The organism is Mesocryomonas lacus (genome assembly GCF_055730105.2).
The window spans coordinates 832,773-854,110 of record NZ_JBUZWF020000002.1 but is presented as its reverse complement, the minus strand read 5'-3'; the positions used below and the strand labels follow the sequence as shown (position 1 = coordinate 854,110).

Sequence of the window (21,338 nt, the reverse complement as noted above, 5' to 3'; positions counted from 1 at the left end):
ACCTGATCGCCAAACTACCGGAAGATACAACTATCGGACTTGGTCGAGCAGCCGCTTGCACTCCAGCAGCTCGAGCACGACGTCCTGCAGCGTTGCGGCGCTTTCAGCGGGGAGGCCGATCTTCGGGCCCTGGTCGGGCTCGCGGTCGCGGCGCAGAAGGGAGGAAAGGCCCGAACGGGGACGGGCAGGCTCTTGCCTGTCGGCGACGACCGGCATCTCGTCCTGCTCCAGATCGCTCTCCTCGGAATAGACGTCCTCCGGCTCGTCGGCCTCCGGCTGCGGGGCACGGGCCACCTGCATCGAATCGAGCCCGGTGAGGTCGCCGGCGCCGATCGCCATGACGAAGCGGTTGCCGTTCTCCTTCAGGATGCGCTGCACGCCCTTGATCGTGAAGCCCTTCACGTAGAGCAGGAAGCGGATGCCTTTCAGCAGCTCGACGTCGTCCGGGCGATAATAGCGCCGCCCGCCGCCGCGCTTCATCGGCTTGATCTGCGTGAACCGTGTTTCCCAGAAGCGCAGGACGTGCTGTGGCAGGTTCAGGTCCTCGGCCACCTCGCTGATCGTGCGGAAGGCGTCGATGCTCTTGTCGCTCATGGGCGTGCCCGGAAGTTCACTCAGCGCCCTTACTCGGCTGCCTTGAGCATCTCGTCGGCGGGCACGGCAACGCCGCTCCTGCGCCCGTGCGATTCGAGGATCCGGTCCTTCATCACGTTGGACGGCTTGAACACCGCGACGCGGCGCGGCGAGATCGGCACTTCCTCGCCGGTCTTCGGGTTGCGGCCGACGCGCTCATTCTTGTCGCGCACCAGGAAGGAGCCGAAAGAAGAGATCTTGACCGACTCGCCACGGGCGATGGTGGAGCAGATCTCCTCGAGAACGGTTTCGACGAGATAGGCCGATTCCGTCCGCGAGAGGCCGATCTTGCGGAAGACCGCCTCGGCGAGATCGGCTCTGGTCACCGTTCTGTCACCCATTGCTATCCCCTTGCAAAGCTGGATCGCCCCGCCGTTCCCCAACGGCAACGGTCGATCACGCGTCGGTGTAAAATACTGAAATCCGCAGCGAAATCAAGGCGGAAACGATTACCAGCGAACGAGCACCGCGCCCCAGGTAAAGCCGCCCCCCATGGCTTCGAGGAGAACGAGCTGCCCCGGCTGGATCCGGCCGTCGCGGACTGCCTGGTCGATGGCGAGCGGGATCGAGGCGGCCGATGTGTTGCCGTGATCCTGCACGGTCACCACGACCTTTTCCAGCGGAATACCGAGCTTCTTGGCGGAAGCGTCGATGATGCGCCGGTTCGCCTGGTGCGGCACGAACCAGTCGAGATCGTCGGCGGTGATGCCGAGCGCGCCGAACGAGTCCTCGATCACGTCGGTGATCATGCCGACCGCATGCTTGAAGACCTCGCGGCCCTCCATACGCAGCTTGCCGACCGTGCCGGTGGTCGAAGGCCCGCCGTCGACGAAGAGCTTTTCCTCGTGCTCGCCGTCCGAGCGCAGGCGCGAGACGAGGACGCCCCGGTCCGCCGGGCTGCCGTCGCCGGTCGAAGCCTCCAGCACCAGCGCGCCCGCGCCGTCGCCGAAGAGGACGCAGGTCGAGCGGTCTTCCCAGTCGAGGATGCGCGAGAACGTCTCGGCGCCGATCACCAGCGCGCGCTTGGCCATGCCGCCGCGGATGTAGAGGTCGGCGGTGGTCAGCGCGTAGACGAAGCCCGAGCAGACCGCCTGCACGTCGAAGGCGAAGCCATGCCGCATGCCGAGCCGCTTCTGCACCTGCACGCTGGAGGCGGGGAACGTGTTGTTCGGCGTGGCGGTGGCGAGCACGATCAGGTCGATGTCGTCCGGCGTCAGGCCGGCGGCGTCCAGCGCCTTGCGGGCCGCGCCCTCGGCGAGCGATACGGTGGTCTCGGTGGCGTCGGCGATGTGGCGGTTGCGAATGCCGGTCCGCTGGACGATCCACTCGTCCGAGGTCTCGACGATCCCTGCGAAATCGCGGTTCGACATGATCCGCGCCGGCAGCACCGAGCCGGTGCCGCGGACGATCGATCGGATGACACTCATTAATTGCTCTCCGGCAAGTCCGTCGCGACCTCTTCGGAGACGCGCAGATAGAAAGTACGAAGATCCTGCTCGATCTTCTCTCTGAGGCCGTTCACGGCCATGGCGTAGGCGAGGTCGATCGCCGCCGCGGTGCCCTCGGCGTCCGTGCCGCCGTGGCTCTTGATGACGATGCCGTTGAGGCCGAGGAAGACGCCGCCATTCACCTTGCGCGGGTCCATCTTGTCGCGCAGCCGGTCGAAGGCGCCCTTGGCGAGGAAGTAGCCGGCGCGCGCCATCCAGGTGCGGGTCATCGCCGCCCGGAGATAGCCGGCGATTTGGCGGGCCGTGCCCTCGGCGGTCTTCAGCGCGATGTTGCCGGTGAAGCCCTCGGTGACGACGACGTCGGTCGTACCCTGGCCGAGATCATTGCCCTCGACGAAACCGCGATAGTCGAGCCCCGGGATCTCCGTCTCCTTAAGGAGCCGCCCGGCCTCGCGCACATCGTCCTGGCCCTTGACCTCCTCGACGCCGATGTTGAGGAGGCCGACGGTCGGCCGCTCGATGCCGAGCAGCGCGCGCGCCATGGCCGCGCCCATCATCGAGAAGTCGATCAACTGCTGGGCGTCGGCGCCGATCGTTGCGCCGACGTCGAGGACGACGCTCTCGCCGCGGATCGTCGGCCAGATCGCGGCGATCGCCGGGCGCTCGATATTGGCCATGGTGCGCAGGCAGAATTTCGCCATCGCCATCAGCGCGCCGGTATTGCCCGCGGACACCGCGACATCGGCCTCGCCGGTCTTCAGCGCCTCGATCGCCCGCCACATCGACGACTTGTAACGGCCCTGGCGCAGCGCCTGCGAGGGCTTCTCCTCCATGCCGATCGACATCTCGCAATGGTGGAACACCGACGCGGCCTTCAGAAGCGGCAGGCCGTTGAGGATCGGCAGGACCTTTTCCTCCTGGCCGAACAGCACGAAGCGGATGCCGGGATGGCGCTGCAGCGCGATGAGCGCACCAGGGAGGATGACGGATGGGCCGTGATCCCCGCCCATGACGTCGAGGGAGATCGTGACTCCGGATTTCAGATCCAACGCAATTCGCTTTCGTTCGTCGATAGCCTCAGGCGGCGCGACCATAGTCAATTCAGGTGACGGTTCAACAGCGGTCGGGTGTCATGTGCGATCAGGCTTCAGCTTCGCCAGCGCGGCAAAGGGCGAGACGCGCCCGACATCGGGCTCCGGATCCGTATCGAACTCGTCGAAGGATGCGCCTTGCCCGCGCGGATACGGGTCGAGGCCGAGTGCCAGAATTTCGGTCAGCACCAGACCGAGGTCGATCTGGTCGCCGGAGAAGGTTTCAGGAATGTCGTCGCCTTCCGGATCGAGGTGGAGTTCGCCATCCTCCGGCTGCGGTAGCCGGGCAAGGCGAGAGTTCTCGGGAACAAACACCAGATCCACCTCCTCTTGGACTTTTTGATGGAGGGGATCGAGCGTCACCACGTCGGTCTGCACCACGTCGGCCGTCAGCGTTCCCGTGACCTTGGCGCCGCCGCCCCGCCAGCCCTTGACCGAGAGGTCCGCGGTCAGCCGCTCGATCGCCGGGATCTCCAGAAGGGCGGCGACGATGGCGCACTCCTTTGGGGTGGCCTCGAATTGCACAGGCATGCCGGCCTTCGGCAGCGTCGAGACGGTCACGAAGAAGGACAGCACGTCCTTCGGCTTGTCGCTGCTGTCGGTCACGCGGCTTTTTCTCCCAGTTGGCCGGTCAGGATATCCGCCGTCGGCACGCCGTCCCACGTCGCCTTGCGCGCCATCAGATAGGCAGCCAGGGCCGGCCCCGCCTCAGGCGGGGCATCCGCCGGCAGTGCGAAGCGGCCAAGCGCGGTTTCAAGCAAGGCGCCATCGCCGGCAGTGAGGCCGGGATCATAGGCGTTGACGCGCTCGTAGAACATGCCGGCGAGCTTGCGCATGCGCTTGGGCACCGAGGGGTCGCCGATGCCGATCTCGCGGATCGAATCCTCGATGTCGGTCATGAAGCGGTCGACCAGGTCCTGCGCGACCGGCTTCAGCGACGCCTCGTCACGGCAGCGCGACAGGAACAGGAACACCTGGATGGACAGCGCCTCGAATCGGCCCATGACGGTGTCGGGAAGCCCGAGCTCGGTATACAGCACCTCGCGGCGCGCCTCGGTGACGATCGCCGCGTAGAGATCGTCGATGATCTCCCGGTTGCGCCGCCGGTTCCTGAAACGTTCGAGCATCTCGCCTCCCACTCCCTTGCGAAGGGCCGGTCGCATGGACAGGGGCCGATTGCAACGCCTCCAAAGGTGCTTTACTCAAGCCTACCGGTCCTGAACGTCCGTTGTCCGGTCGCGATATCGCCTCAACGGGTCCGTATGTAACGCTGGAAACCGCTCCAGGGGAGATGTCACGCGTGAAATCTAGCCACCCATTCTTTCGTCCCGCCATCGCTTCCGTCGCGCTCGGGACGCTCATCCTTCTGGGTGGCTGCTCGACCAGCGAGGTGATGAACCAGGGCTATATCGTCGACGAGCAGACGATCCAGCTGGTTCCGGTCGGCTCGAGCCGCGAACAGGTGCTCCTGGCGCTGGGTTCGCCCTCGACGACCGCAACCTTCGACAACGAGGTGTTCTATTACATCTCCCAGAAACGCGTCCGTTCGATGGCGTTCATGAACCCCAAGCTCGTCGATCAGCGCGTGCTTGCGGTCTACTTCGGCGCCGACGGGACCGTATCGCGCCTCGCCAATTACGGCCTGCAGAACGGCGCGCTGTTCGACTTCATCAGCCGCACGACCCCGACCGGCGGCAAGGACGTCAGCTTCCTCGGCCAGATCCTCGAGCCCGGCGCCCCGCCCAGCGTCGGCCTCCCCGGCGGCAACCCGAACCAGGGCGCCATCGACCCGAACCGCGCCGCCGGCCAGTAGGCTATAGGCCGCCGAGCGAGGCAAGCTTCTTGAGTGAGGCTTCGGAAAACGAACTGGCGATGCCGGTCGGCTGATCACTTCAGCCGAACCGGCGGCGCTGTCAGGCAACCGAGCAGAATTCTGACACGGTCGACCACGACAAAAAGCCTCCGCCCCAAGGTATCCCCCGAGGCGAAAGCCGATCTCAAGTGCAATGACTGGTCTCAACGAGAAGCGGGACGGCTCCGGGCCGTCCCGCTTTTTTGTTTTAAGCGACGAACGCCGCCGAGAACTGAGCCTCTGTCACACCCTGGAGGACGATGGCGCCGCCATCGGCGAAGACCAGCGTCGCCGCACCGCCGGACCCCGTGGTGAGGCTGTAGGCCTGTCCCCCCAGCTCCAAGCGATCGCCGCCGCTCAAGCTGAAGTCGGTGATGGTATCCGTGGCGCCGGCCCCGTGGACGAAGCGATCAGCACCGCCGCCGCCGGTGTAGACATTGGCACCAACGCTGCCTTCGAGCCGATCATTGCCGCTGCCGCCAGTGATCGTATCGCTTCCCACGCCGCCGTAGATGGTGTTGGAACCGGTACCGGTCACCAGGATGCGATCATCGCCACCATTCCCGTAGATGACGTTGTTGCCATTGCCGGTCACCGTGATCTGATCGGCACCATCGGTCGGATCGTTGAAGACTGACCCGCCAAAGATGGTGTTGTTGCCGTTGCCGGAGATCCGGATGACGTCCCCGTCGCCGGTGCCGCCAAAGATCTGGTTCGACGCATTGTTCTGAACGTCTATGCTATCCGCGCCGAGGCCGCCAAAGACAGTCGCTGCACCGCTCGACGTGACGATGACGGTGTCATTGCCGCCATTGGAATAGATCAGGCTCAGGCCCGTGCCGCTGACGGTGATGGAGTCACCACCATCACCCGGATCATTGTCGATGGACCCGCCGTAGATCGTATTGTTGCCCGCACCGGAAACCGAAATGGTGTCGCCATCGACGGTGCCGCCATAGACGAGATTGTTGGCATCACTGGCGACCCCGATGCTATCGGCGCCCAGACCGCCATAGACGGTGCCGGCACCGGCAGCACGGTAGTCGATGCTGTCATTTCCGCCGTTGCCATAGACTTGGCTGGCGCCCCCGCCGCTGACGACGATCTGATCGCCGCCGTCGTTCGGATCGTTCAGGGAACTCCCGCCGAAGAGGGAAAGCGTTTCCCCCGCGACGGGTTGAGCCGAGATCGTATCCGACCCGCCACCGCCGACATACGTTCCGCTGCCGGTGCCGGGCGGAATGACGATGACGTCGTTCCCGGGGCCCGAAGGCGGGGCTTCGAAGACGTCGCGCACAGCGATCGCCAGGGCCTGGGTGATGATCGCCATGCCGTCGGAGACAGCGACGTTGACGTCGTAGATGTTGTTGGCACCGTTATCGGTCGGGTTCTCGTAATCCGGAGGGGAGAGAAACTGCAAAACGCCGGTCGAGGCACTGATCGTGAACTTTGCCGCATCCACGCCACCGGCAATCGAGTAGGTTCGCGTCGCGCCGTTGTCGACATCGGTCGAAGTCACCGTTGTGACCAGACTGCTGTTCTCTGCATGCGAGACGGATCCCGTTGATGCACCGCCATTCGACGTGATGACCGGCGCATCGTTTGCGCCGACAATCGTAACCGTTACATTCTGCGTCGATCTGAGGTTATCGGCGCCTGTCAGTGTTACCGCGTAGGTTTGAACGAGGGACTGACCTTGCGCGACCGCATCCACTGCCGCGCCGCTCGCGTCGAAGGTCCAGCTGACGGCACCGTTCTGATCGCCAGTGCCTACGTCGTTCGCCACCTGAGCTGCAAACGTCCCGAGATAGCCGCTGCCCGTCGGACGGACGGAAACGGTGTGCACCTCATTGTCGGTGTCGGTAAAGGGAATGGCGCCGCTGTCTTTATACGCCGCGGGTGTGACGCCGCCCGTCGCTTCGACGACACGCCCGACGAAGTCACCCAAGGTGTAGTTGTCGGCAGCCAGACCGCCGCCAACCGTCGATCCCGCACCGCTGCCAGGGACATCGATGCTGGTGAACCAGCCATAGCGGTTACCACCAGTTTGAGAGATAGCCGGGCCCGTAATGGTCGTGATCGTCTGCGACACGCCCGTCGCGTCAATCAGGTTCATGTCCACAGACAGGACACCGCCGACGTCGTGGAAGACGTGTTCCAGCGTATACCAGCCGGCCTTAGAAATCGCGACCGTTGGTGTCGGCAGATCACCGACGGCTACGGGCTCAAAGCTCAGTCCTTTGCCCGCACCCAGATAGATTGTGCCGTTACCGTTGGAAGAAGCCCTGAAGCCGTATTCCGAGAGGTAAACGCCATCCGTATTGTTGTTTACAGCAACGGAATACTGAAACCCGTTTGAAACAGGAATGCTTGGATCGAAATAGATACTGACGCTGGTGGCCGAACCATTCACAAACTCGTCGCTGTACGAGCCGAACTTGGTGTAGGGGCCGGATGGATCCCCTCCTCCCTCTTTCACAAGCGCATAGGCTCCGTCCGCTCCGGCAAGCCCGCTGCCGATGGTAAAGCTTCCATAGTCACCGCCGGAATTGAGGCCGCCGCCGCCCGAGCTGAAGCCTTCTACAAAACCAAATTTCGCTGCAGCTGCCAATGTATCGCCTCCCAAATAATAAGCGACACATTACCTTCGGTCACCTTAAAGTAAATAAGGCTGACCCGCTCTATCATCCTTGTTCTGCATTCAGCTAATCGTTTTTATTCTTGAGTTGCGATGCAATATTTTTGTTTTTCGGGACTTTGGAATTACCAACTTTAATGACGCACCCCATAGAAAAGGGCCGCAAGCCGGGACAGCTTGCGGCCCTCTTTCGCGTTAGGAGTCCTAGAGGTGCGACAGCACCGCCAGCAGCAGCAAGGCAACGATGTTGGTGATCTTGATCGCTGGATTGACCGCGGGGCCGGCGGTGTCCTTGTAGGGGTCGCCGACGGTATCGCCGGTGACGGAGGCCTTGTGGGCCTCCGAGCCCTTCATGTGGCGGGTGCCCGCCGTATCGACGAAGCCATCCTCGAAGCTCTTCTTGGCGTTGTCCCAGGCGCCGCCGCCGGAGGTCATCGAGATCGCGACGAAGATGCCGGTGACGATGACGCCGAGGAGCATCGCGCCGAGCGCCGAGAAGGCCTGGCTCTTGCCGGCGATCAAGAGCACGCCGAAGTAGACGACGATCGGTGCGAGCACCGGCAGCAGCGAGGGCAGGATCATCTCGCGGATCGCCGCCTTGGTCAGCATGTCGACGGCGCGGGCATAGTCCGGACGCTCGGTGCCCGCCATGATGCCGGGCTTCTCGCGGAACTGCCGGCGTACTTCCTCCACCACGGCGCTCGCCGCGCGGCCGACGGCGGTCATCGCGATGCCGCCGAAGAGGTAGGGGATGAGACCGCCGAGGAGGAGGCCGACGACGACGAAGGGGTTGGTCAGCGAGAAGTCGGGCTGGACACCCTCGAAATAGCTGAAACCCCTGCCCTCCGCAGCTTCCGCCACGAAGTACTGCAGGTCGTAGTTATAGGCCGCGAAGAGGACGAGCGCGCCCAGGCCGGCGGAACCGATGGCATAGCCCTTGGTGACCGCCTTCGTCGTGTTGCCGACGGCGTCGAGCGCGTCGGTCGACTTCCGCACGTCCGCCGGGAGGCCCGCCATCTCGGCGATGCCGCCGGCATTGTCGGTGACCGGGCCGAAGGCGTCGAGCGCGACGATCATGCCGGCGACGCCGAGCATGGCGGTGACGGCGATGCCGGTCCCGTAGAGCCCGGCGAGCTGGAAGGTAGAGATGATGCCGGCGATGATGACGATGGTCGGCAGGGCCGTCGATTCCAGCGAGACGGCGAGGCCCTGGATCACGTTGGTGCCGTGGCCCGAGACCGAAGCCTGGCTGATCGAGCGCACCGGCCGGAAGCCGATGCCGGTATAGTATTCGGTGATCCAGACGATGAGACCGGTGACGATGAGGCCGATGACGCCGCAGGCGAAGAGCTTGAGACCGTTGACCATCACGCCCGCCGACGTCGTGCCGAGGTCGCCGAAGCCGACGGTGCCGTAGGTGGCAACGGCAAGGCCGAGGATCGACAGCAGCGTCGTCACCCAGAGACCCTTGTAGAGCGCGCCCATGATCGAGCCGTTGCTGCCGAGGCGAACGAAGAAGGTGCCGACGATCGAGGTGAGGATGCACGCGCCGCAGATCGCCAGCGGATAGAGCATGACGCTTTCCAGCACCGGCTGGCCGACGAACAGGATGGCGCCGAGCACCATGGTGGCGACAACGGTGACGGCATAGGTCTCGAACAGGTCGGCCGCCATGCCGGCGCAGTCACCGACATTGTCGCCGACATTGTCGGCAATGGTCGCGGGGTTGCGTGGGTCGTCCTCGGGAATACCGGCCTCGACCTTGCCAACGAGATCGCCGCCGACATCGGCACCCTTGGTGAAAATGCCGCCGCCGAGGCGGGCGAAGATCGAGATCAGCGAGGCGCCGAAGCCGAGCGACACCAGCGAATCGATGACGGTCCGGTCGGATGGCGCGAAGCCGAGCTTGCCGGTGAGGAAAAAGAAGTAGCCGGTGACGCCGAGCAGAGCGAGGCCGGCAACCAGCATGCCGGTGATCGCGCCCGACTTGAAGGCGATGTCGAGGCCGGCCGACAATGAGCGCGAGGCGGCCTGCGCGGTGCGGACATTGGCGCGCACCGAGACGTTCATGCCGATAAAGCCGGCAAGGCCGGACAGGACCGAGCCGATGAGGAAGCCGCCCGCGGCATAGCCCGACAGGAGGAACCAGGTGAGCGCGAGGACGACGACGCCGACGATGGTAATGGTGGTGTACTGGCGCGCTAGATAGGCCTGCGCGCCCTCCCGGATGGCGCCGGCAATCTCCTGCATGCGGGCATTGCCCTGATCGGCGGCGAGCACCGATCGCGTCGCCCAGGCGGCATAGACGAGCGACAGCAGCCCGCAGACTAAAACGATGGTCAGTATCGATGACATGCCGTTTCCCCAAACGCAGCCGATACGATGCCGGCCGCTTATTGCCGAAGGCTTGCACGACAGGGGATGACGGGCCCCGGAACGGGAAAGCTGGGGGAGCCTACCTCAGGGCAGCATTACGTCAAGCGGAGCCGCCGACGTCGTCCGGGGCAGAAGGATTTGCAGTCCAGTGGAAACGGCGCCCACCGGGAGCGAGGCGGCTCAGTTGGTGCCCCGGCCCTCGCCGCGGGTGCGCCGCGAGATCCGGTCGAGCACGGCATTAACCAGACGCGGCTCGTCCTCGGCGTAGAAGGCCTTGGCGACATCGACATATTCGGTGACGATGACCGCGACCGGGACGTCCTTGCGGTTCATCACCTCATAGGTGCCGGCGCGCAGGATGGCCCGCAGCGTAGTGTCCAAGCGGGCGAGCGGCCAGTCGGCAGTGAGCGAGGAGTGGATCAGCGGATCGATCTCGGTCTGGCCGCGCACGACACCCGAGACGACGTCGCGAAACCAGGCGGCATCGGCCTCCCGGTAGGTCTCGCCGTCCACTTCTTGGCCAAGCCGGAAGGTCTCGTATTCGGCGACGGTCTCCAGCAGCGGCGTGCCGCCGACATCCATCTGGTAGAGCGCCTGCACGGCGGCAAGGCGGGCCGCACCGCGCTTGTTGGCGGGTTTGACGGCTTTCTCGGAAGGGGTATCCGACATCCGATCAGGCCCCGAATTTCTGGCGCAGGGCGATCATCGCAAGGGCCGCATCGGCGGCCGCGCCGCCCTTGTTCTTGCGGTCCGGCATCGCCCGGTCCAACGCCTGCTCCTCGTTCTCGACGGTCAGGATGCCGTTGCCGATGGCGAGCACTTCCTGCACCGAGAGATCCATCAGCGCGCGGCTGGATTCGTTGGAGACGATCTCGAAATGATAGGTCTCGCCGCGGATGACGCAGCCGAGCGCCACGAAGCCGTCATAGGCGGTACCCCCCTCGTCCGCCCCGGTCAGCGCGAAGCTGATCGCCGCCGGAATTTCCAGAGCGCCGGGCACGTTCACTACATCATAGGTGGCGCCTGCGGCGTCGAGCGCCGCCTTGGCGCCCTGCAGCTGGGCATCGGCGATGTGGTCGTAGAACCGGGCTTCGATGATGAGAAGATGGGCAGACATGGAAAAACCTTTGAAATTTTCGGGGCGACCGGCCGACGCCGGCTGCCCCGAAGCCGAAGCGCCAGTCCATAAAGCAAGTCGCGGGAAAACGATATCGAAGCCGCCCACGATATTGCGGGCCGACCGCCGAAAAACGTCTCAGACCGTGGCGGCGTCGACGGCGAAGAGTCGCTCGGCATAGCGGGCGATCTGGTCGATCTCGAGATTGACGCGGTCCCCGGCCTTCCGCTCGCCCCAGGTGGTGACAGCCAGCGAGTGGCGAATGAGGAGGACATCGAAGATGTCGTCCTCGACGCCGTTGACGGTCAGCGATGTTCCATCGAGACAGACCGAGCCCTTGCGCGCGATGTAGCGCTTGTGCGCCGCATCGACCCAGAGGCGGAAGCGCGTGGCCTCGCCCTCCTCCTCGACCGACACGATCTCAGCGGTACCGTCGACATGGCCGGAGACGAGGTGACCACCGAGTTCGTCGCCGACCTTCAGCGCGCGCTCAAGGTTCAGCCGCGTGGCCTCCCCCCAGCCGCCGGCGGTGGTGAGCCGCAGCGCCTCTTCCCAGGCCTCGACCTCGAACCAACGCTCGCCGCTTTCGGCGGGCGGCAGCGCGGTGACGGTGAGACAGACACCGGAACAGGCGATCGAGGCACCGATGGCGATGCCTGAGGGATTATAGGCAGTCTCGATCCGCAGGCGGACGCCCTCGTCGAGGGTCACGGCGCTGCGGATGCGGCCGATGTCGGTGACGATGCCGGTGAACATGGACGGCCTTTCTGAAGAAACGGGACATTGCCGCATGTGGGAACGGGACGCCGACATAGCACCCCTTGAACGGCGCTTCAAAACCGCAGGCCCGTCGTTGCGGCGGCAGTGACGGGCCCCGCGTTACCGCACGTATTCGCGCCAGATGTCCGCGCCCAGATGCAGCGTCCGGCTGAGCCGAAAGCCGGGCGGCAGGCTGGAAGGCGTCACCGGCGCCGGCAATCCGGCCTCGCCGATCAGCCCGCTGCCCTCGACGAGCACGATCCGGTCGACGAGATCCTGGTCGATGAAGGCGCGGGCCGCGCGGGCGCCGCCCTCGACCAGAAGGCTCGAAAGCCCCCGCGCGGCGAGATCGTCGAGCAGTTCTTCGAGCGCGATGCGCTCCGTTCCCGGCTCGGCCTCGCAGGCGATGAACTCGCAGCCGGCGTTCCGGAAGGGCGCGGCATCACAGCAGCCGAGCCCCGCGACGACGGCGAGCGCCGTCGGCGTCGCGCGTGCGCTCGTCACCACCTGCGCGCCGATCGGCGTCTCCAACCGCGCATCGAGGACGATCCGCAGCGGTGAGCGGGCGGCGAGCCCCGGCAGGCGGCAGGTCAGCGAAGGATCGTCCTCGAGCACGGTCCCGACGCCGACGAGGATCGCGTCGCTGCGAGCGCGCAGAAGATGCGTCTGCGCATTGGCGACCGGTCCGGTGATGGAGATCTGGCCGCCGCCGGTTCGCCCGATCCGGCCATCGCGCGAAACCGCCATTTTCAGAGTCACTTCCGGGCGCTTCTTGAAAAGACGAGTCAGGTAGTTCGACAAAGGGTTCCGCGCGTCGCCGGCCATCAGGTGCGGGGTGACGGCAAGTCCTGCCGCGAAGAGGATCGCCGCGCCCTTGCCGCTCACCCGCGCATCGGGATCGCCCGCGGCATAGACCACGCGGGCGATCCCGGCCCGCACCAGCGCTTCGGCGCAAGGCGGCGTACGACCGTGATGGGCGCAGGGTTCGAGCGTGACATAGGCGGTGGCTCCGACGGCGCGATCTCCGGCTTCGGCGAGCGCGATCGTCTCGGCGTGCGGTCGCCCTCCCACCGCGGTGATCCCGCTGCCGACGATGACGGGTCCTTGCCCGTCGTCGCGCACGATGATCGATCCGACGGAAGGGTTCGTGCCGGACAGGCCAACATGCCGCTCGGACAGGCGGATGACCGCCGCCATGAAGCGGCGGTCGGTCTCGTTGCCGGCGTCAGCCACCATCGGCCTGCGGCGGCGGACTGAGCCTCGTGGCCGGCAGCAGCGGACGACCCTCGGCATCCACCAGCGGATCGGCCGCGGCCCGCGCGAGTTCGCCGATCACTGCGGCAAAATCCTGAGCCTCGCGGAAATCGCGGTAGACCGAGGCGAAGCGGACATAGGCGACGTCGTCGAGGCCGCGCAGCGCTTCCATGACAAGAAGGCCAACGTGATCGGAGGTGATCTCCGACTCGCCCGTCGACTCCAGCTGGCGGACGATGCCCGAGATCATACGCTCGACCCGGTCGGCATCGACCGGGCGCTTGCGCAAGGCGACATGGACCGAGCGCGCCAGCTTGTCGCGCTCGAACAGGACGCGACGGCCGGACTTCTTCACCACCATCAGTTCGCGCAGCTGCACGCGCTCGAAAGTGGTGAAGCGGCCCCCGCAATCCGGGCAGACCCGCCGGCGACGGATCGCGCCGCCGTCCTCGGCGGGCCGCGAATCCTTCACCTGGCTATCCTGCGAGCTGCAATAGGGGCAGCGCATGCGTCAGCTAGCCGAGGCCGGCATAGATCGGGAAGCGCGCCGTCATCGCCAGCACCCTCTCCTTCACAATGGCCTCGACCGCGGCATTGCCCTCATCCGAATTCGACGCCTTCAGGCCATCGAGAACCTCGACGATCAGCTTGCCGACCTCGCGGAACTCCTCGGTGCCGAAGCCGCGCGTGGTCGCCGCCGGCGTACCGAGGCGGATACCGGACGTGACGGCCGGCTTTTCCGGATCGTTCGGGACGGCGTTCTTGTTGCAGGTGATGCCGGCGCGGCCGAGCGCGGTTTCCGACGCCTTGCCGTTCAAGAGCTTCGGCCGGAGGTCGACCAGCATCAGGTGCGTGTCGGTGCCGCCGGAGACGATGCCGAGACCGCCCTCCACCAGTGTCTGGGCCAGGACCCTGGCGTTCTCGGCGACGGCGTTCATGTAGCTCTTGTAGGCGGGCGTCAGCGCCTCGCCGAAGGCGACGGCCTTGCCGGCGATGACGTGCATCAGTGGGCCGCCCTGCAGGCCGGGGAAGATCGCCGAGTTGATCTTCTTGGCGATCGCCTCGTCATTGGTCAGCACCAGGCCGCCGCGCGGTCCGCGCAAGGTCTTGTGCGTCGTCGAGGTCGCGACATGGGCGTGCGGGAACGGGCTCGGGTGAACGCCGCCGGCGACGAGGCCGGCAAAATGCGCCATGTCGACCCAGAGGATCGCGCCGACCTTGTCGGCGATGGCACGGAAGCGTGCGAAGTCGATGACGCGCGAATAGGCCGAGCCGCCGGCGATGATGATGGCGGGCTTCGACTCCTCGGCCAGACGCTCGACCTGGTCGTAGTCGATCAGCCCGGTCGCGAGATCGAGGCCGTACTGGACGGCGTTGAACCACTTGCCCGACATGTTCGGTTTGGCACCGTGGGTCAGATGGCCGCCGGCGTCGAGGCTCATGCCGAGCAGGGTCTCGCCCGGCTTCGACAGTGCGAGGAGGACCGCCTGGTTGGCCTGGCTGCCGGAGTTCGGCTGGACGTTGGCAAAGCCGCAGCCGAACAGCTCCTTGGCGCGGTCGATGGCCAGCTGCTCGACGACGTCGACATATTCGCAGCCGCCGTAATAGCGGCGGCCTGGATAGCCCTCGGCGTATTTGTTGGTGAGGACGGAGCCCTGCGCTTCCAGGACGGCGCGCGAGACGATGTTCTCGGAGGCGATCAGCTCGATCTCGTGCTGCTGGCGCTTCAATTCGCCCCGCATCGCGTCGAACAGCGCGGGATCGGCGGTCCCGATGCCGCTGGAGAAGAAGCCGTCGGCGACGGTGCTCGGCGCGGTGTTAGCCTCGGACATTCCGGTCACTCCGATCTCTGGGCGGGCGAATGCCCGCGGGAACTCATTTGCCCGATACCATAGGTGCGGAAGCCGCGCCAAGCGTCCGAACGCGACGTTCCCCGGTCCTAAAGCGAAACGGCCGGGGACTTGGGGTCCCCGGCCGTTTCAATTGTTCGAAATGACGCTGTGTCAGTAAGGCTGATCTTCGGCCGGCGCCTGCGTCTGCACTTGCTCGCCGCTCTGATAGGCGGTGGTCGACAGGTCGTTCATCGCCAGGAGTTCCGAGCCGTCACGATGGTAGATGTCGTCACGGAACTGCACCACCGACGGATCGGTCGCCCAGGCGCTGATATAGGTGAAGTAGACCGGGACGGGGTTCTTGAGGTCGATGTCCTGGCGCGTCCGGGCCGCGATGATCTTCTCGATGGTCTGGCGATCCCAGCCACCTTCGTCGCGGGCGAGCCAGACCACGAGGTCGCGCACGTTCTGAACGCGCACGCAGCCGGACGACTCAAAGCGCATCAGCTTGGAGAACAGGCTCTGCTGCGGCGTGTCGTGCATGTACACGGCATGCGGGTTCGGGAAGTTGATCTTCACCGAGCTCATTGCGTTGTTCTTGCCCGGGTTCTGGCGGAACAGGTAACGCGTCGCGTCGTCCGAATTCCAGTTGATCGACTCCGGCGGAATCTCGCTGCCATCCGGCGCAAAGATGTGGATGTCGTTCTTGGTGAGGTAGTCCGGGCTCTTCTGCATCAACGGAATGATGTCCTTGCGGACGATCGAGACCGGCGCATGCCAGTAGGGATTGAGGTTGAGGTTGGTGATCTTCGAGTTGAGGATCGGGGTCTGGCGGTCGATCTTGCCGACAACGGCGGTGTGACGCTGGACGACCCGGCCGTTCTCGACGGCCTCGATAGCGGCCGCGGGAATGTTCACCATCACGAAGCGGCCGCCGAGGAAACCGTTCATCGACTGCAGGCGGACAAGGTTGGTCTGCAGCTGGCCGAGGCGAATATCGGCCGGCACGTTCAGCGCCTTGTAGGAATAGGTCGAGACGACACCGTCGCTCGGCAGGCCGTGACGGGCCTGGAAGCGCTTGGCGGCCGCGTCGACATAGGTATCGAACGACTGCGACAGGCCGGCGGATTGCGGCAGGTCGCCGGACACCATCAGGCGCTGGCGGAGCGCCGACACGGTCGGGCTCTGGACGCCGAGCTGCAGCTTCTCCTGGTCCGGCACCATCGGCCAGCCGCCGGCGCCGACGATCTGGCGATACTGCTCGATGGCCTGCTGCAGCGAGGAGACGGTGTTCGGCGAGAAGACCGGCTCGTTCGAAGCGACGCGGACAGTGTTGGAGCCACGGGTATCGAACTGGTCATCCCAGTTGCCCCGGCCGCTCGAGCGCAGCAGATCGTCCATCGCGGACTGCGCGCGGCTGACACCTGGCAACATCAGCGCGCCCGCCGCGGCCGTCCCTGCGAAGAAGGCGCGGCGTGAGATCGCCGTCGATTCGAAGCCGGTCTTGGCCTTCGTCATGTCTAATCCTATCAAATCGGCGAGGGTCTCGGCCTGGGGCGGACCATCGTTTTCCAACACCCTTATGGGGTGAGCTTGGTAAACGGACCGCAAACGGCCTGAGATCCACGCAAGAACGATGTCTGCGGAAAGGATCGACACGGCAATATGGCCAAAGCGTGGATTCGCCGGCCTCTACAAGTACTTCCCAACGACTGGTGCGGCTTTTACGCAACGAAAAGGCCCCGTGTCCCGCTGGGGTCACGAGGCCTTGATCTGATGCCGTCAAGGTGATCAGGTCGCCGAACGAGAGCGGACCGTCGAAAAGCCTAGAGGCGATACAGGATCTGGTCGTTCCAGAACCGATCGAGACGCTGCAGCGACTTGTTCATCTTGGTGAACTCCTGCTCGTCGAGGCCGCCGACCTTGTCGATCGAGCCGATGTGCCGGTCGTAGAGTTCTGCCACCTTGGCGGCGATCTCGGTGCCGGTCTCGGTTAGCTGGACCCGGACGGCGCGGCGGTCGACCCGCGAGCGCTGATGGTCGATGAAGCCGAGGTCGACAAGCTTCTTGAGGTTATAGGAAACGTTGGAGCCGAGGTAGAAGCCCCGCGAGCGAAGCTCGCCGGCGGTGAGGACCGAGTCGCCGATGTTGAAGAGCAGGAGCGCCTGGACGGCGTTGATGTCGGTGCGGCCGCTGCGCTCGAACTCGTCCTTGATCACGTCGAGCAGGCGACGGTGCAGGCGCTCGACCAGCTGGACGGTTTCCAGGTAGAGCGACTTCAGTTCGATCTTCTGTTCCGGCTGGGCGTCGACGTCGTGCTTGATCTGGGTGTTCATAGTATAGGCTCCGCTGTTGCTTTTGATGAGTGCTCTCGTTCGGCTTCATCTTGAGACCAACAATAGGCAGCGCGCCTAAAATTCGAATTAAAACGCAGGCTTAATGTGATCTTACCTCGGCAGCATCGCCCCTCTTGCTTAATGAATTCCCCGGGGAATGCTTACCGATTTGTTCAAACTGACGCTAACCTCGGCGGAGCAGGCGTTGGCGGGTAACCCACCAGTCGATCAGCCGCAGCACGAGGAGCATGGACAAGCCGGAAATGTGGAAGATGACGAGGAGCGTCACGCCGCCGAACAGCTCGGGAAAGACGCCGTGCATGATAATTTCCACCGCGGCGACGATCGCCCAGGTGACGGCGCCCCACGAGACGGCCATCCAGAGTCCGACCCCTGCAACGGGATAGAGGACGGCGAGAGCCGGCGCCGCGATCTTCCACCAGAGCGGCATCAGGTCGAAGCGGTAGAGCGGCCCGTCATAAATGCCGACGAGACGGATCCAGGTCTCGACGCCGAGCAGGAAGAGACAGACGCCGGCGATTCGCAGCAGCGTGACCGTGAGCAGTCGGTTCAGCCTGTCGGCCTTTTCCTCGGGCGGGACGGCGATGGTCATGCAGCGTGGTTTCCCGGAAGGTGCGGTTCGTCGTCGTGCGCATGCTGACAAACTAGGAAGACGTGGTCGTCCGCCGATCAAGCGGTGACTAACTCTGGGCGACAAATCCGCGTGACGCTCCCGTGGCGAAAGGTCGGCACACGGATACCGGCAGGAGGAGGATCCGCCAACGCCAACGCCAACGCCAACGCTAAGGTCCGCTGACGAGGGGGTCAATCACATCGCCCGGTGGCACTCGGGTTTATCCCTCCGGCAGCCGGCCGATCCGCACCGCTTTCCGGTGCAGGCGTTGATGCCTGCACCGCTTTCCGGTGCAGGCGTTGATGCCGGACCCCGGTATGCTTTAGAAGACATCTAATCTCAAAAGCCGTCGGCCGACCTTGGGCAAGCCGCGACTTTATCCTCGGACCCGGATTTCCCTCATGTCAGACAGCAGCAAGGTAAGCGCCCGCATCGATGCGGCGACCGGCGGGCTCAGGCTTCGGCGCATGCGCCAGAGCGAATGGTCGCGCCGTCTGGTGCGAGAGACGTCCGTCGGCGCCAGCGACCTGATCTGGCCGATTTTCGTGCGCGAGGGCGGCGGTCCCGACGAGCCGGTGCCCTCCATGCCGGGGGTGGTGCGTTTCTCGGTCGAGCGCAGCGTCGACGCGGCCAAGGAGGCGCGGGACCTCGGCATTCCCGTCGTCGCGCTGTTTCCCTTCACCGAGAACGCGCTGCGCGACAAGCGCGGCAGCGAGGCGCTGAACGAGAACAATCTCGTCTGCCGTGCCACGCGGGCGATCAAGGCCGCAGTGCCGGAGGTCGGCATCATGTGCGACGTCGCGCTCGACCCCTATACCAGCCACGGCCATGATGGCGTCCTGCGCGGCGACCGCATCGACAACGACGAATCGGTCGAGGTGCTCTGCCGGCAGGCGCTGGTGCAGGCGAAGGCCGGCTGCGACATCATCGGCCCGTCCGACATGATGGATGGCCGCGTCGCCTGCATCCGTTCGGAACTCGACGCGGAGGGCCTCGCGGACACGATGATCATGTCCTACGCCGCGAAATACGCCTCGGCCTTCTACGGCCCGTTCCGCGACGCCGTCGGATCCGGCGGCATCCTCAAGGGCGACAAGCGCACCTATCAGATGGACTACGGCAATGCCGAGGAGGCCTTCCGGGAGGCGGAGCAGGACATCGCCGAGGGCGCCGACATGATCATGGTCAAGCCGGGCATGCCCTATCTCGACATCCTGTCGCGGCTCGTCGGTGCGTTCAACCTGCCGATCTTCGCCTACCAGACCTCGGGCGAGTACTCGATGATCATGGCGGCGGCTGGCAATGGCTGGCTGGACGGCGACAAGGCGATGATGGAGAGCGCCGCCGCGTTCAAGCGCGCCGGTGCGGCGGGGATGCTCACCTACTTCGCGCCGCGGATCGCCCGCATGCTGAAGGGGCAGTAGCGCCGCGCAGGCGTCATTGAAGCGGGGCGCCGGGTTTCCCATCTCAAGGGGACGCCGCCGCTTCCTGTCGGCCGCCTTTTGAAGGAAACCGGAACCGCCATGAGTGACCAGACCATCGACGGAGCTCGCCGCACCGATCTCGACGCGCCGCGACTGTATGATGGCGTTCGCTCGCGGCGGATCTTTGGCTTCATCGCCGACTATACGCTGATCCTGCTGCTGTCGGTTCCGGCCGCCATCGTGGTCGGCCTCCTCGGCATCCTGACGCTCGGGCTCGGCTGGCTGCTCTACGGCATCCTCCTGCCGCTGATCGCCATCCTCTATGTCGGCTTCACCATGGGTGGCAGATCGCAGGCCACTCCTGGCATGCGCCTCGCCGGCGTCCGCCTGGAGCGGCTCGACGGCGGCAAGGTCGACCCGGCCCTCGCCATCTTGCATGGCGTCATCTTCTGGGCATCGAACGCCGTGCTGACGCCGTTCGTGCTGCTGGTCGCGCTGTTCACACCGCGCAAGCAGTTGCTGCAGGACCTGCTGCTCGGGACGGTCGTCGTTCGCAACCGCTAGGCTTGCCGGCAGCCGCACGGCGCGCATCTATCCCCGCGTGAAGCCAGTGTTCCAAAGCTGGCTTTCCTGTGATTATCTCGAGACAACACGGTACGGGGACGGATCCTCGTCAGGAAGGGTTGCGTGCTGATGACTGCCCATCCGCAGACACCTCAGTTCTTCCTTACATCCCCCTCCCCCTGCCCGTATCTCGCTGGTCAGTTCGAACGGAAGGTGTTCACCCATCTCGTCGGGGAACGGGCGCCGGAACTGCTCGACCTTCTGACGCAAGGCGGGTTCAGGCGCAGCCAGAACATCGCCTATCGTCCGGCCTGCGAGCGCTGCCGCTCCTGCATATCCGTGCGAATTCTTGTCGACCAGTTCCAGCCGACGAAGTCGATGAAGCGGGTCATGGCGCGCAACCGCGACCTCGTCGGCCGGGTCGACCGTGCGGTACCCTCGACCGAGCAGTACGCGCTGTTCCGCCGCTACCTCGACGACCGTCACGCCCGCGGCGGGATGTCCGAAATGTCGGTTCTCGACTATGCGATGATGGTCGAGGACAGCCAAGTCGACACCCGCCTGATCCAGTACAGGCGCCGCGGGCCGGACTCGGGCTTCCTCGCCTCGTCCGACCGGCAGCTCGTCGCCACGGCGCTGAGCGACGTGATGGGCGATGGCATGTCCATGGTCTATTCGTTCTTCGACCCCGACGAGCACGAGCGCAGCCTCGGCACCTACATGATCCTCGACCACATCGAACGGACCAAGAAGCTCGGCCTGCCCTATCTCTACCTCGGCTACTGGGTGAAGGGCTCGCGCAAGATGGACTACAAGATCCGGTATTTGCCGCAGGAGCACCTGCAGCCGAAAGGCTGGGAGCCCTACGTGCCAAGTCCTGAGGACGACCTACACGATTCTGCATGACCGGATGGTACCCTTGCCTCAGGCCTTCTTGACCCAGCGACGATCGTCGGTCTGCTGCCAGTAGGTGACGGCATGTCCGGCAGCCTTCTCGATGCTCCAGCGACGCCGGGCGCTCGCGACCTGTTCCTCGTCATGGCCGTCGAAGAGATAGACGCCCCGTAGATAACGCTCCAGCGAATCGGGCACGGCGCCCTCCACCATGAAGCGGCACTGCGGATCGTTGGCGGCCTGCGCCGGGTCGACGGTCAGGAGGATCGGCTGCAGCGCGCCGCTGGAGTCAGCGTCGGTGCCGTGCGGCAGGAATGATTCATCGCGAAACACCCAGAGGTGCTGATCCAGCGCATCGCGGCGCTCGCCGGTCAACGCCTGCACGACGACCCGCCAGCCGCGGGCGAGGCTCTTCTCGAGGAGGTCCGGCAGGGCCTCCTCGAGACGGCTTTCGGTGAGGTGGTAGAACAGCACTTCGGCCACGAC

General features: G+C 65.1%; 22 protein-coding genes. 4 read left to right on the top strand and 18 right to left on the bottom strand.

Going from position 1 to position 21,338, the window contains the following annotated elements; all coding sequences use genetic code 11:
* Window positions 1-30: 30 nt before the first annotated feature.
* The 6 genes from ACZLZQ_RS09065 to ACZLZQ_RS09040 all read right to left on the bottom strand — a co-directional run bounded on the left by ACZLZQ_RS09065 (window position 31) and on the right by ACZLZQ_RS09040 (window position 4,299).
* A complete protein-coding gene (locus ACZLZQ_RS09065) occupies window positions 31-594 on the bottom strand; it encodes a MerR family transcriptional regulator (protein ID WP_472931642.1) in 564 nt (187 codons plus the stop codon).
* Between the two features lie 29 nt (window positions 595-623).
* A complete protein-coding gene (locus ACZLZQ_RS09060) occupies window positions 624-974 on the bottom strand; it encodes an integration host factor subunit alpha (protein ID WP_472931641.1) in 351 nt (116 codons plus the stop codon).
* Between the two features lie 108 nt (window positions 975-1,082).
* Complete coding sequence (locus tag ACZLZQ_RS09055) at window positions 1,083-2,060, bottom strand: beta-ketoacyl-ACP synthase III (protein WP_472931639.1); 978 nt, start codon at window positions 2,058-2,060, stop codon at window positions 1,083-1,085.
* A complete protein-coding gene (gene plsX, locus ACZLZQ_RS09050; RefSeq protein WP_472931638.1) occupies window positions 2,060-3,130 on the bottom strand; it encodes a phosphate acyltransferase PlsX in 1,071 nt (356 codons plus the stop codon). Before plsX ends, ACZLZQ_RS09055 begins: the two co-directional genes overlap by 1 nt.
* A gap of 81 nt (window positions 3,131-3,211) precedes the next feature.
* Window positions 3,212-3,778 carry a YceD family protein gene (locus tag ACZLZQ_RS09045; RefSeq protein ID WP_472949054.1) on the bottom strand — a complete coding sequence of 189 codons (567 nt, stop codon included), beginning with the start codon at window positions 3,776-3,778 and terminating at the stop codon, window positions 3,212-3,214.
* Window positions 3,775-4,299 (bottom strand): ubiquinol-cytochrome C chaperone family protein, encoded by a 525-nt coding sequence (locus ACZLZQ_RS09040; protein ID WP_472949053.1) that lies wholly within the window; start codon window positions 4,297-4,299, stop codon window positions 3,775-3,777. Before ACZLZQ_RS09040 ends, ACZLZQ_RS09045 begins: the two co-directional genes overlap by 4 nt.
* A gap of 164 nt (window positions 4,300-4,463) precedes the next feature.
* On the opposite strand from ACZLZQ_RS09040, the gene ACZLZQ_RS09035 reads away from it, so the two are divergent.
* Window positions 4,464-4,985 (top strand): outer membrane protein assembly factor BamE, encoded by a 522-nt coding sequence (locus tag ACZLZQ_RS09035; RefSeq protein ID WP_472931635.1) that lies wholly within the window; start codon window positions 4,464-4,466, stop codon window positions 4,983-4,985.
* Between the two features lie 247 nt (window positions 4,986-5,232).
* Here ACZLZQ_RS09035 and ACZLZQ_RS09030 read toward each other — a convergent pair whose 3' ends face one another.
* The 11 genes from ACZLZQ_RS09030 to ACZLZQ_RS08980 form a co-directional block, all read right to left on the bottom strand.
* Window positions 5,233-7,635, bottom strand: a complete 2,403-nt coding sequence (locus tag ACZLZQ_RS09030; protein ID WP_472949052.1) for a beta strand repeat-containing protein — start codon at window positions 7,633-7,635, stop codon at window positions 5,233-5,235.
* A 231-nt stretch (window positions 7,636-7,866) separates the two neighbouring features.
* Window positions 7,867-10,017: a sodium-translocating pyrophosphatase gene (locus ACZLZQ_RS09025; protein WP_472949051.1), complete on the bottom strand. Its 2,151-nt coding sequence runs from the start codon at window positions 10,015-10,017 to the stop codon at window positions 7,867-7,869.
* A 201-nt stretch (window positions 10,018-10,218) separates the two neighbouring features.
* Window positions 10,219-10,707: a transcription antitermination factor NusB gene (nusB, locus tag ACZLZQ_RS09020; protein WP_472949050.1), complete on the bottom strand. Its 489-nt coding sequence runs from the start codon at window positions 10,705-10,707 to the stop codon at window positions 10,219-10,221.
* A 4-nt stretch (window positions 10,708-10,711) separates the two neighbouring features.
* Complete coding sequence (locus ACZLZQ_RS09015) at window positions 10,712-11,155, bottom strand: 6,7-dimethyl-8-ribityllumazine synthase (protein ID WP_472931632.1); 444 nt, start codon at window positions 11,153-11,155, stop codon at window positions 10,712-10,714.
* Between the two features lie 138 nt (window positions 11,156-11,293).
* Window positions 11,294-11,911 (bottom strand): riboflavin synthase, encoded by a 618-nt coding sequence (locus tag ACZLZQ_RS09010; RefSeq protein WP_472949049.1) that lies wholly within the window; start codon window positions 11,909-11,911, stop codon window positions 11,294-11,296.
* A 123-nt stretch (window positions 11,912-12,034) separates the two neighbouring features.
* Window positions 12,035-13,150 carry a bifunctional diaminohydroxyphosphoribosylaminopyrimidine deaminase/5-amino-6-(5-phosphoribosylamino)uracil reductase RibD gene (ribD, locus tag ACZLZQ_RS09005; protein WP_472949048.1) on the bottom strand — a complete coding sequence of 372 codons (1,116 nt, stop codon included), beginning with the start codon at window positions 13,148-13,150 and terminating at the stop codon, window positions 12,035-12,037.
* Window positions 13,140-13,676: a transcriptional regulator NrdR gene (gene nrdR, locus ACZLZQ_RS09000; RefSeq protein ID WP_472949047.1), complete on the bottom strand. Its 537-nt coding sequence runs from the start codon at window positions 13,674-13,676 to the stop codon at window positions 13,140-13,142. Before nrdR ends, ribD begins: the two co-directional genes overlap by 11 nt.
* 7 nt (window positions 13,677-13,683) lie before the next feature.
* Entirely contained in the window at window positions 13,684-15,000 is a 1,317-nt protein-coding gene (gene glyA / locus ACZLZQ_RS08995; protein WP_472949046.1) for a serine hydroxymethyltransferase, read from the bottom strand.
* 171 nt (window positions 15,001-15,171) lie between these two features.
* Entirely contained in the window at window positions 15,172-16,518 is a 1,347-nt protein-coding gene (locus tag ACZLZQ_RS08990; protein WP_472949045.1) for a L,D-transpeptidase family protein, read from the bottom strand.
* Between the two features lie 308 nt (window positions 16,519-16,826).
* A complete protein-coding gene (gene ldtR, locus ACZLZQ_RS08985) occupies window positions 16,827-17,336 on the bottom strand; it encodes a transcriptional regulator LdtR (RefSeq protein WP_472931626.1) in 510 nt (169 codons plus the stop codon).
* A gap of 184 nt (window positions 17,337-17,520) precedes the next feature.
* Complete coding sequence (locus ACZLZQ_RS08980; RefSeq protein WP_472949044.1) at window positions 17,521-17,949, bottom strand: DUF6163 family protein; 429 nt, start codon at window positions 17,947-17,949, stop codon at window positions 17,521-17,523.
* 422 nt (window positions 17,950-18,371) lie between these two features.
* Here ACZLZQ_RS08980 and hemB point away from each other — a divergent pair, with 422 nt between their 5' ends.
* The 3 genes from hemB to ACZLZQ_RS08965 all read left to right on the top strand — a co-directional run bounded on the left by hemB (window position 18,372) and on the right by ACZLZQ_RS08965 (window position 20,864).
* Window positions 18,372-19,394: a porphobilinogen synthase gene (gene hemB, locus ACZLZQ_RS08975; RefSeq protein ID WP_472949043.1), complete on the top strand. Its 1,023-nt coding sequence runs from the start codon at window positions 18,372-18,374 to the stop codon at window positions 19,392-19,394.
* A 99-nt stretch (window positions 19,395-19,493) separates the two neighbouring features.
* Window positions 19,494-19,958: an RDD family protein gene (locus tag ACZLZQ_RS08970; RefSeq protein ID WP_472931623.1), complete on the top strand. Its 465-nt coding sequence runs from the start codon at window positions 19,494-19,496 to the stop codon at window positions 19,956-19,958.
* Window positions 19,959-20,087: 129 nt separating this feature from the next.
* Window positions 20,088-20,864 (top strand): arginyltransferase, encoded by a 777-nt coding sequence (locus ACZLZQ_RS08965; RefSeq protein WP_472949230.1) that lies wholly within the window; start codon window positions 20,088-20,090, stop codon window positions 20,862-20,864.
* 18 nt (window positions 20,865-20,882) lie between these two features.
* On the opposite strand, the gene ACZLZQ_RS08960 is transcribed toward ACZLZQ_RS08965, so the two are convergent.
* The gene (locus ACZLZQ_RS08960) at window positions 20,883-21,335 is read right to left on the bottom strand and encodes a DNA polymerase III subunit chi (protein WP_472949042.1); all 453 of its coding nucleotides are present in this window, start codon (window positions 21,333-21,335) and stop codon (window positions 20,883-20,885) included.
* Window positions 21,336-21,338 lie beyond the last annotated feature (3 nt).

Coding starts and splice junctions, on each gene's coding strand:
- ACZLZQ_RS09065 (WP_472931642.1), bottom strand. CDS start 594: ATGAGCGACAAGAGCATCGACGCCTTCCGCACGATCAGCGAGGTGGCC.
- ACZLZQ_RS09060 (WP_472931641.1), bottom strand. CDS start 974: ATGGGTGACAGAACGGTGACCAGAGCCGATCTCGCCGAGGCGGTCTTC.
- ACZLZQ_RS09055 (WP_472931639.1), bottom strand. CDS start 2,060: ATGAGTGTCATCCGATCGATCGTCCGCGGCACCGGCTCGGTGCTGCCG.
- ACZLZQ_RS09040 (WP_472949053.1), bottom strand. CDS start 4,299: ATGCTCGAACGTTTCAGGAACCGGCGGCGCAACCGGGAGATCATCGAC.
- ACZLZQ_RS09035 (WP_472931635.1), top strand. CDS start 4,464: ATGTCACGCGTGAAATCTAGCCACCCATTCTTTCGTCCCGCCATCGCT.
- ACZLZQ_RS09025 (WP_472949051.1), bottom strand. CDS start 10,017: ATGTCATCGATACTGACCATCGTTTTAGTCTGCGGGCTGCTGTCGCTC.
- nusB (WP_472949050.1), bottom strand. CDS start 10,707: ATGTCGGATACCCCTTCCGAGAAAGCCGTCAAACCCGCCAACAAGCGC.
- ACZLZQ_RS09015 (WP_472931632.1), bottom strand. CDS start 11,155: ATGTCTGCCCATCTTCTCATCATCGAAGCCCGGTTCTACGACCACATC.
- ACZLZQ_RS09010 (WP_472949049.1), bottom strand. CDS start 11,911: ATGTTCACCGGCATCGTCACCGACATCGGCCGCATCCGCAGCGCCGTG.
- ribD (WP_472949048.1), bottom strand. CDS start 13,150: ATGGTGGCTGACGCCGGCAACGAGACCGACCGCCGCTTCATGGCGGCG.
- nrdR (WP_472949047.1), bottom strand. CDS start 13,676: ATGCGCTGCCCCTATTGCAGCTCGCAGGATAGCCAGGTGAAGGATTCG.
- glyA (WP_472949046.1), bottom strand. CDS start 15,000: ATGTCCGAGGCTAACACCGCGCCGAGCACCGTCGCCGACGGCTTCTTC.
- ACZLZQ_RS08990 (WP_472949045.1), bottom strand. CDS start 16,518: ATGACGAAGGCCAAGACCGGCTTCGAATCGACGGCGATCTCACGCCGC.
- ldtR (WP_472931626.1), bottom strand. CDS start 17,336: ATGAACACCCAGATCAAGCACGACGTCGACGCCCAGCCGGAACAGAAG.
- ACZLZQ_RS08980 (WP_472949044.1), bottom strand. CDS start 17,949: ATGACCATCGCCGTCCCGCCCGAGGAAAAGGCCGACAGGCTGAACCGA.
- hemB (WP_472949043.1), top strand. CDS start 18,372: ATGTCAGACAGCAGCAAGGTAAGCGCCCGCATCGATGCGGCGACCGGC.
- ACZLZQ_RS08970 (WP_472931623.1), top strand. CDS start 19,494: ATGAGTGACCAGACCATCGACGGAGCTCGCCGCACCGATCTCGACGCG.
- ACZLZQ_RS08965 (WP_472949230.1), top strand. CDS start 20,088: ATGACTGCCCATCCGCAGACACCTCAGTTCTTCCTTACATCCCCCTCC.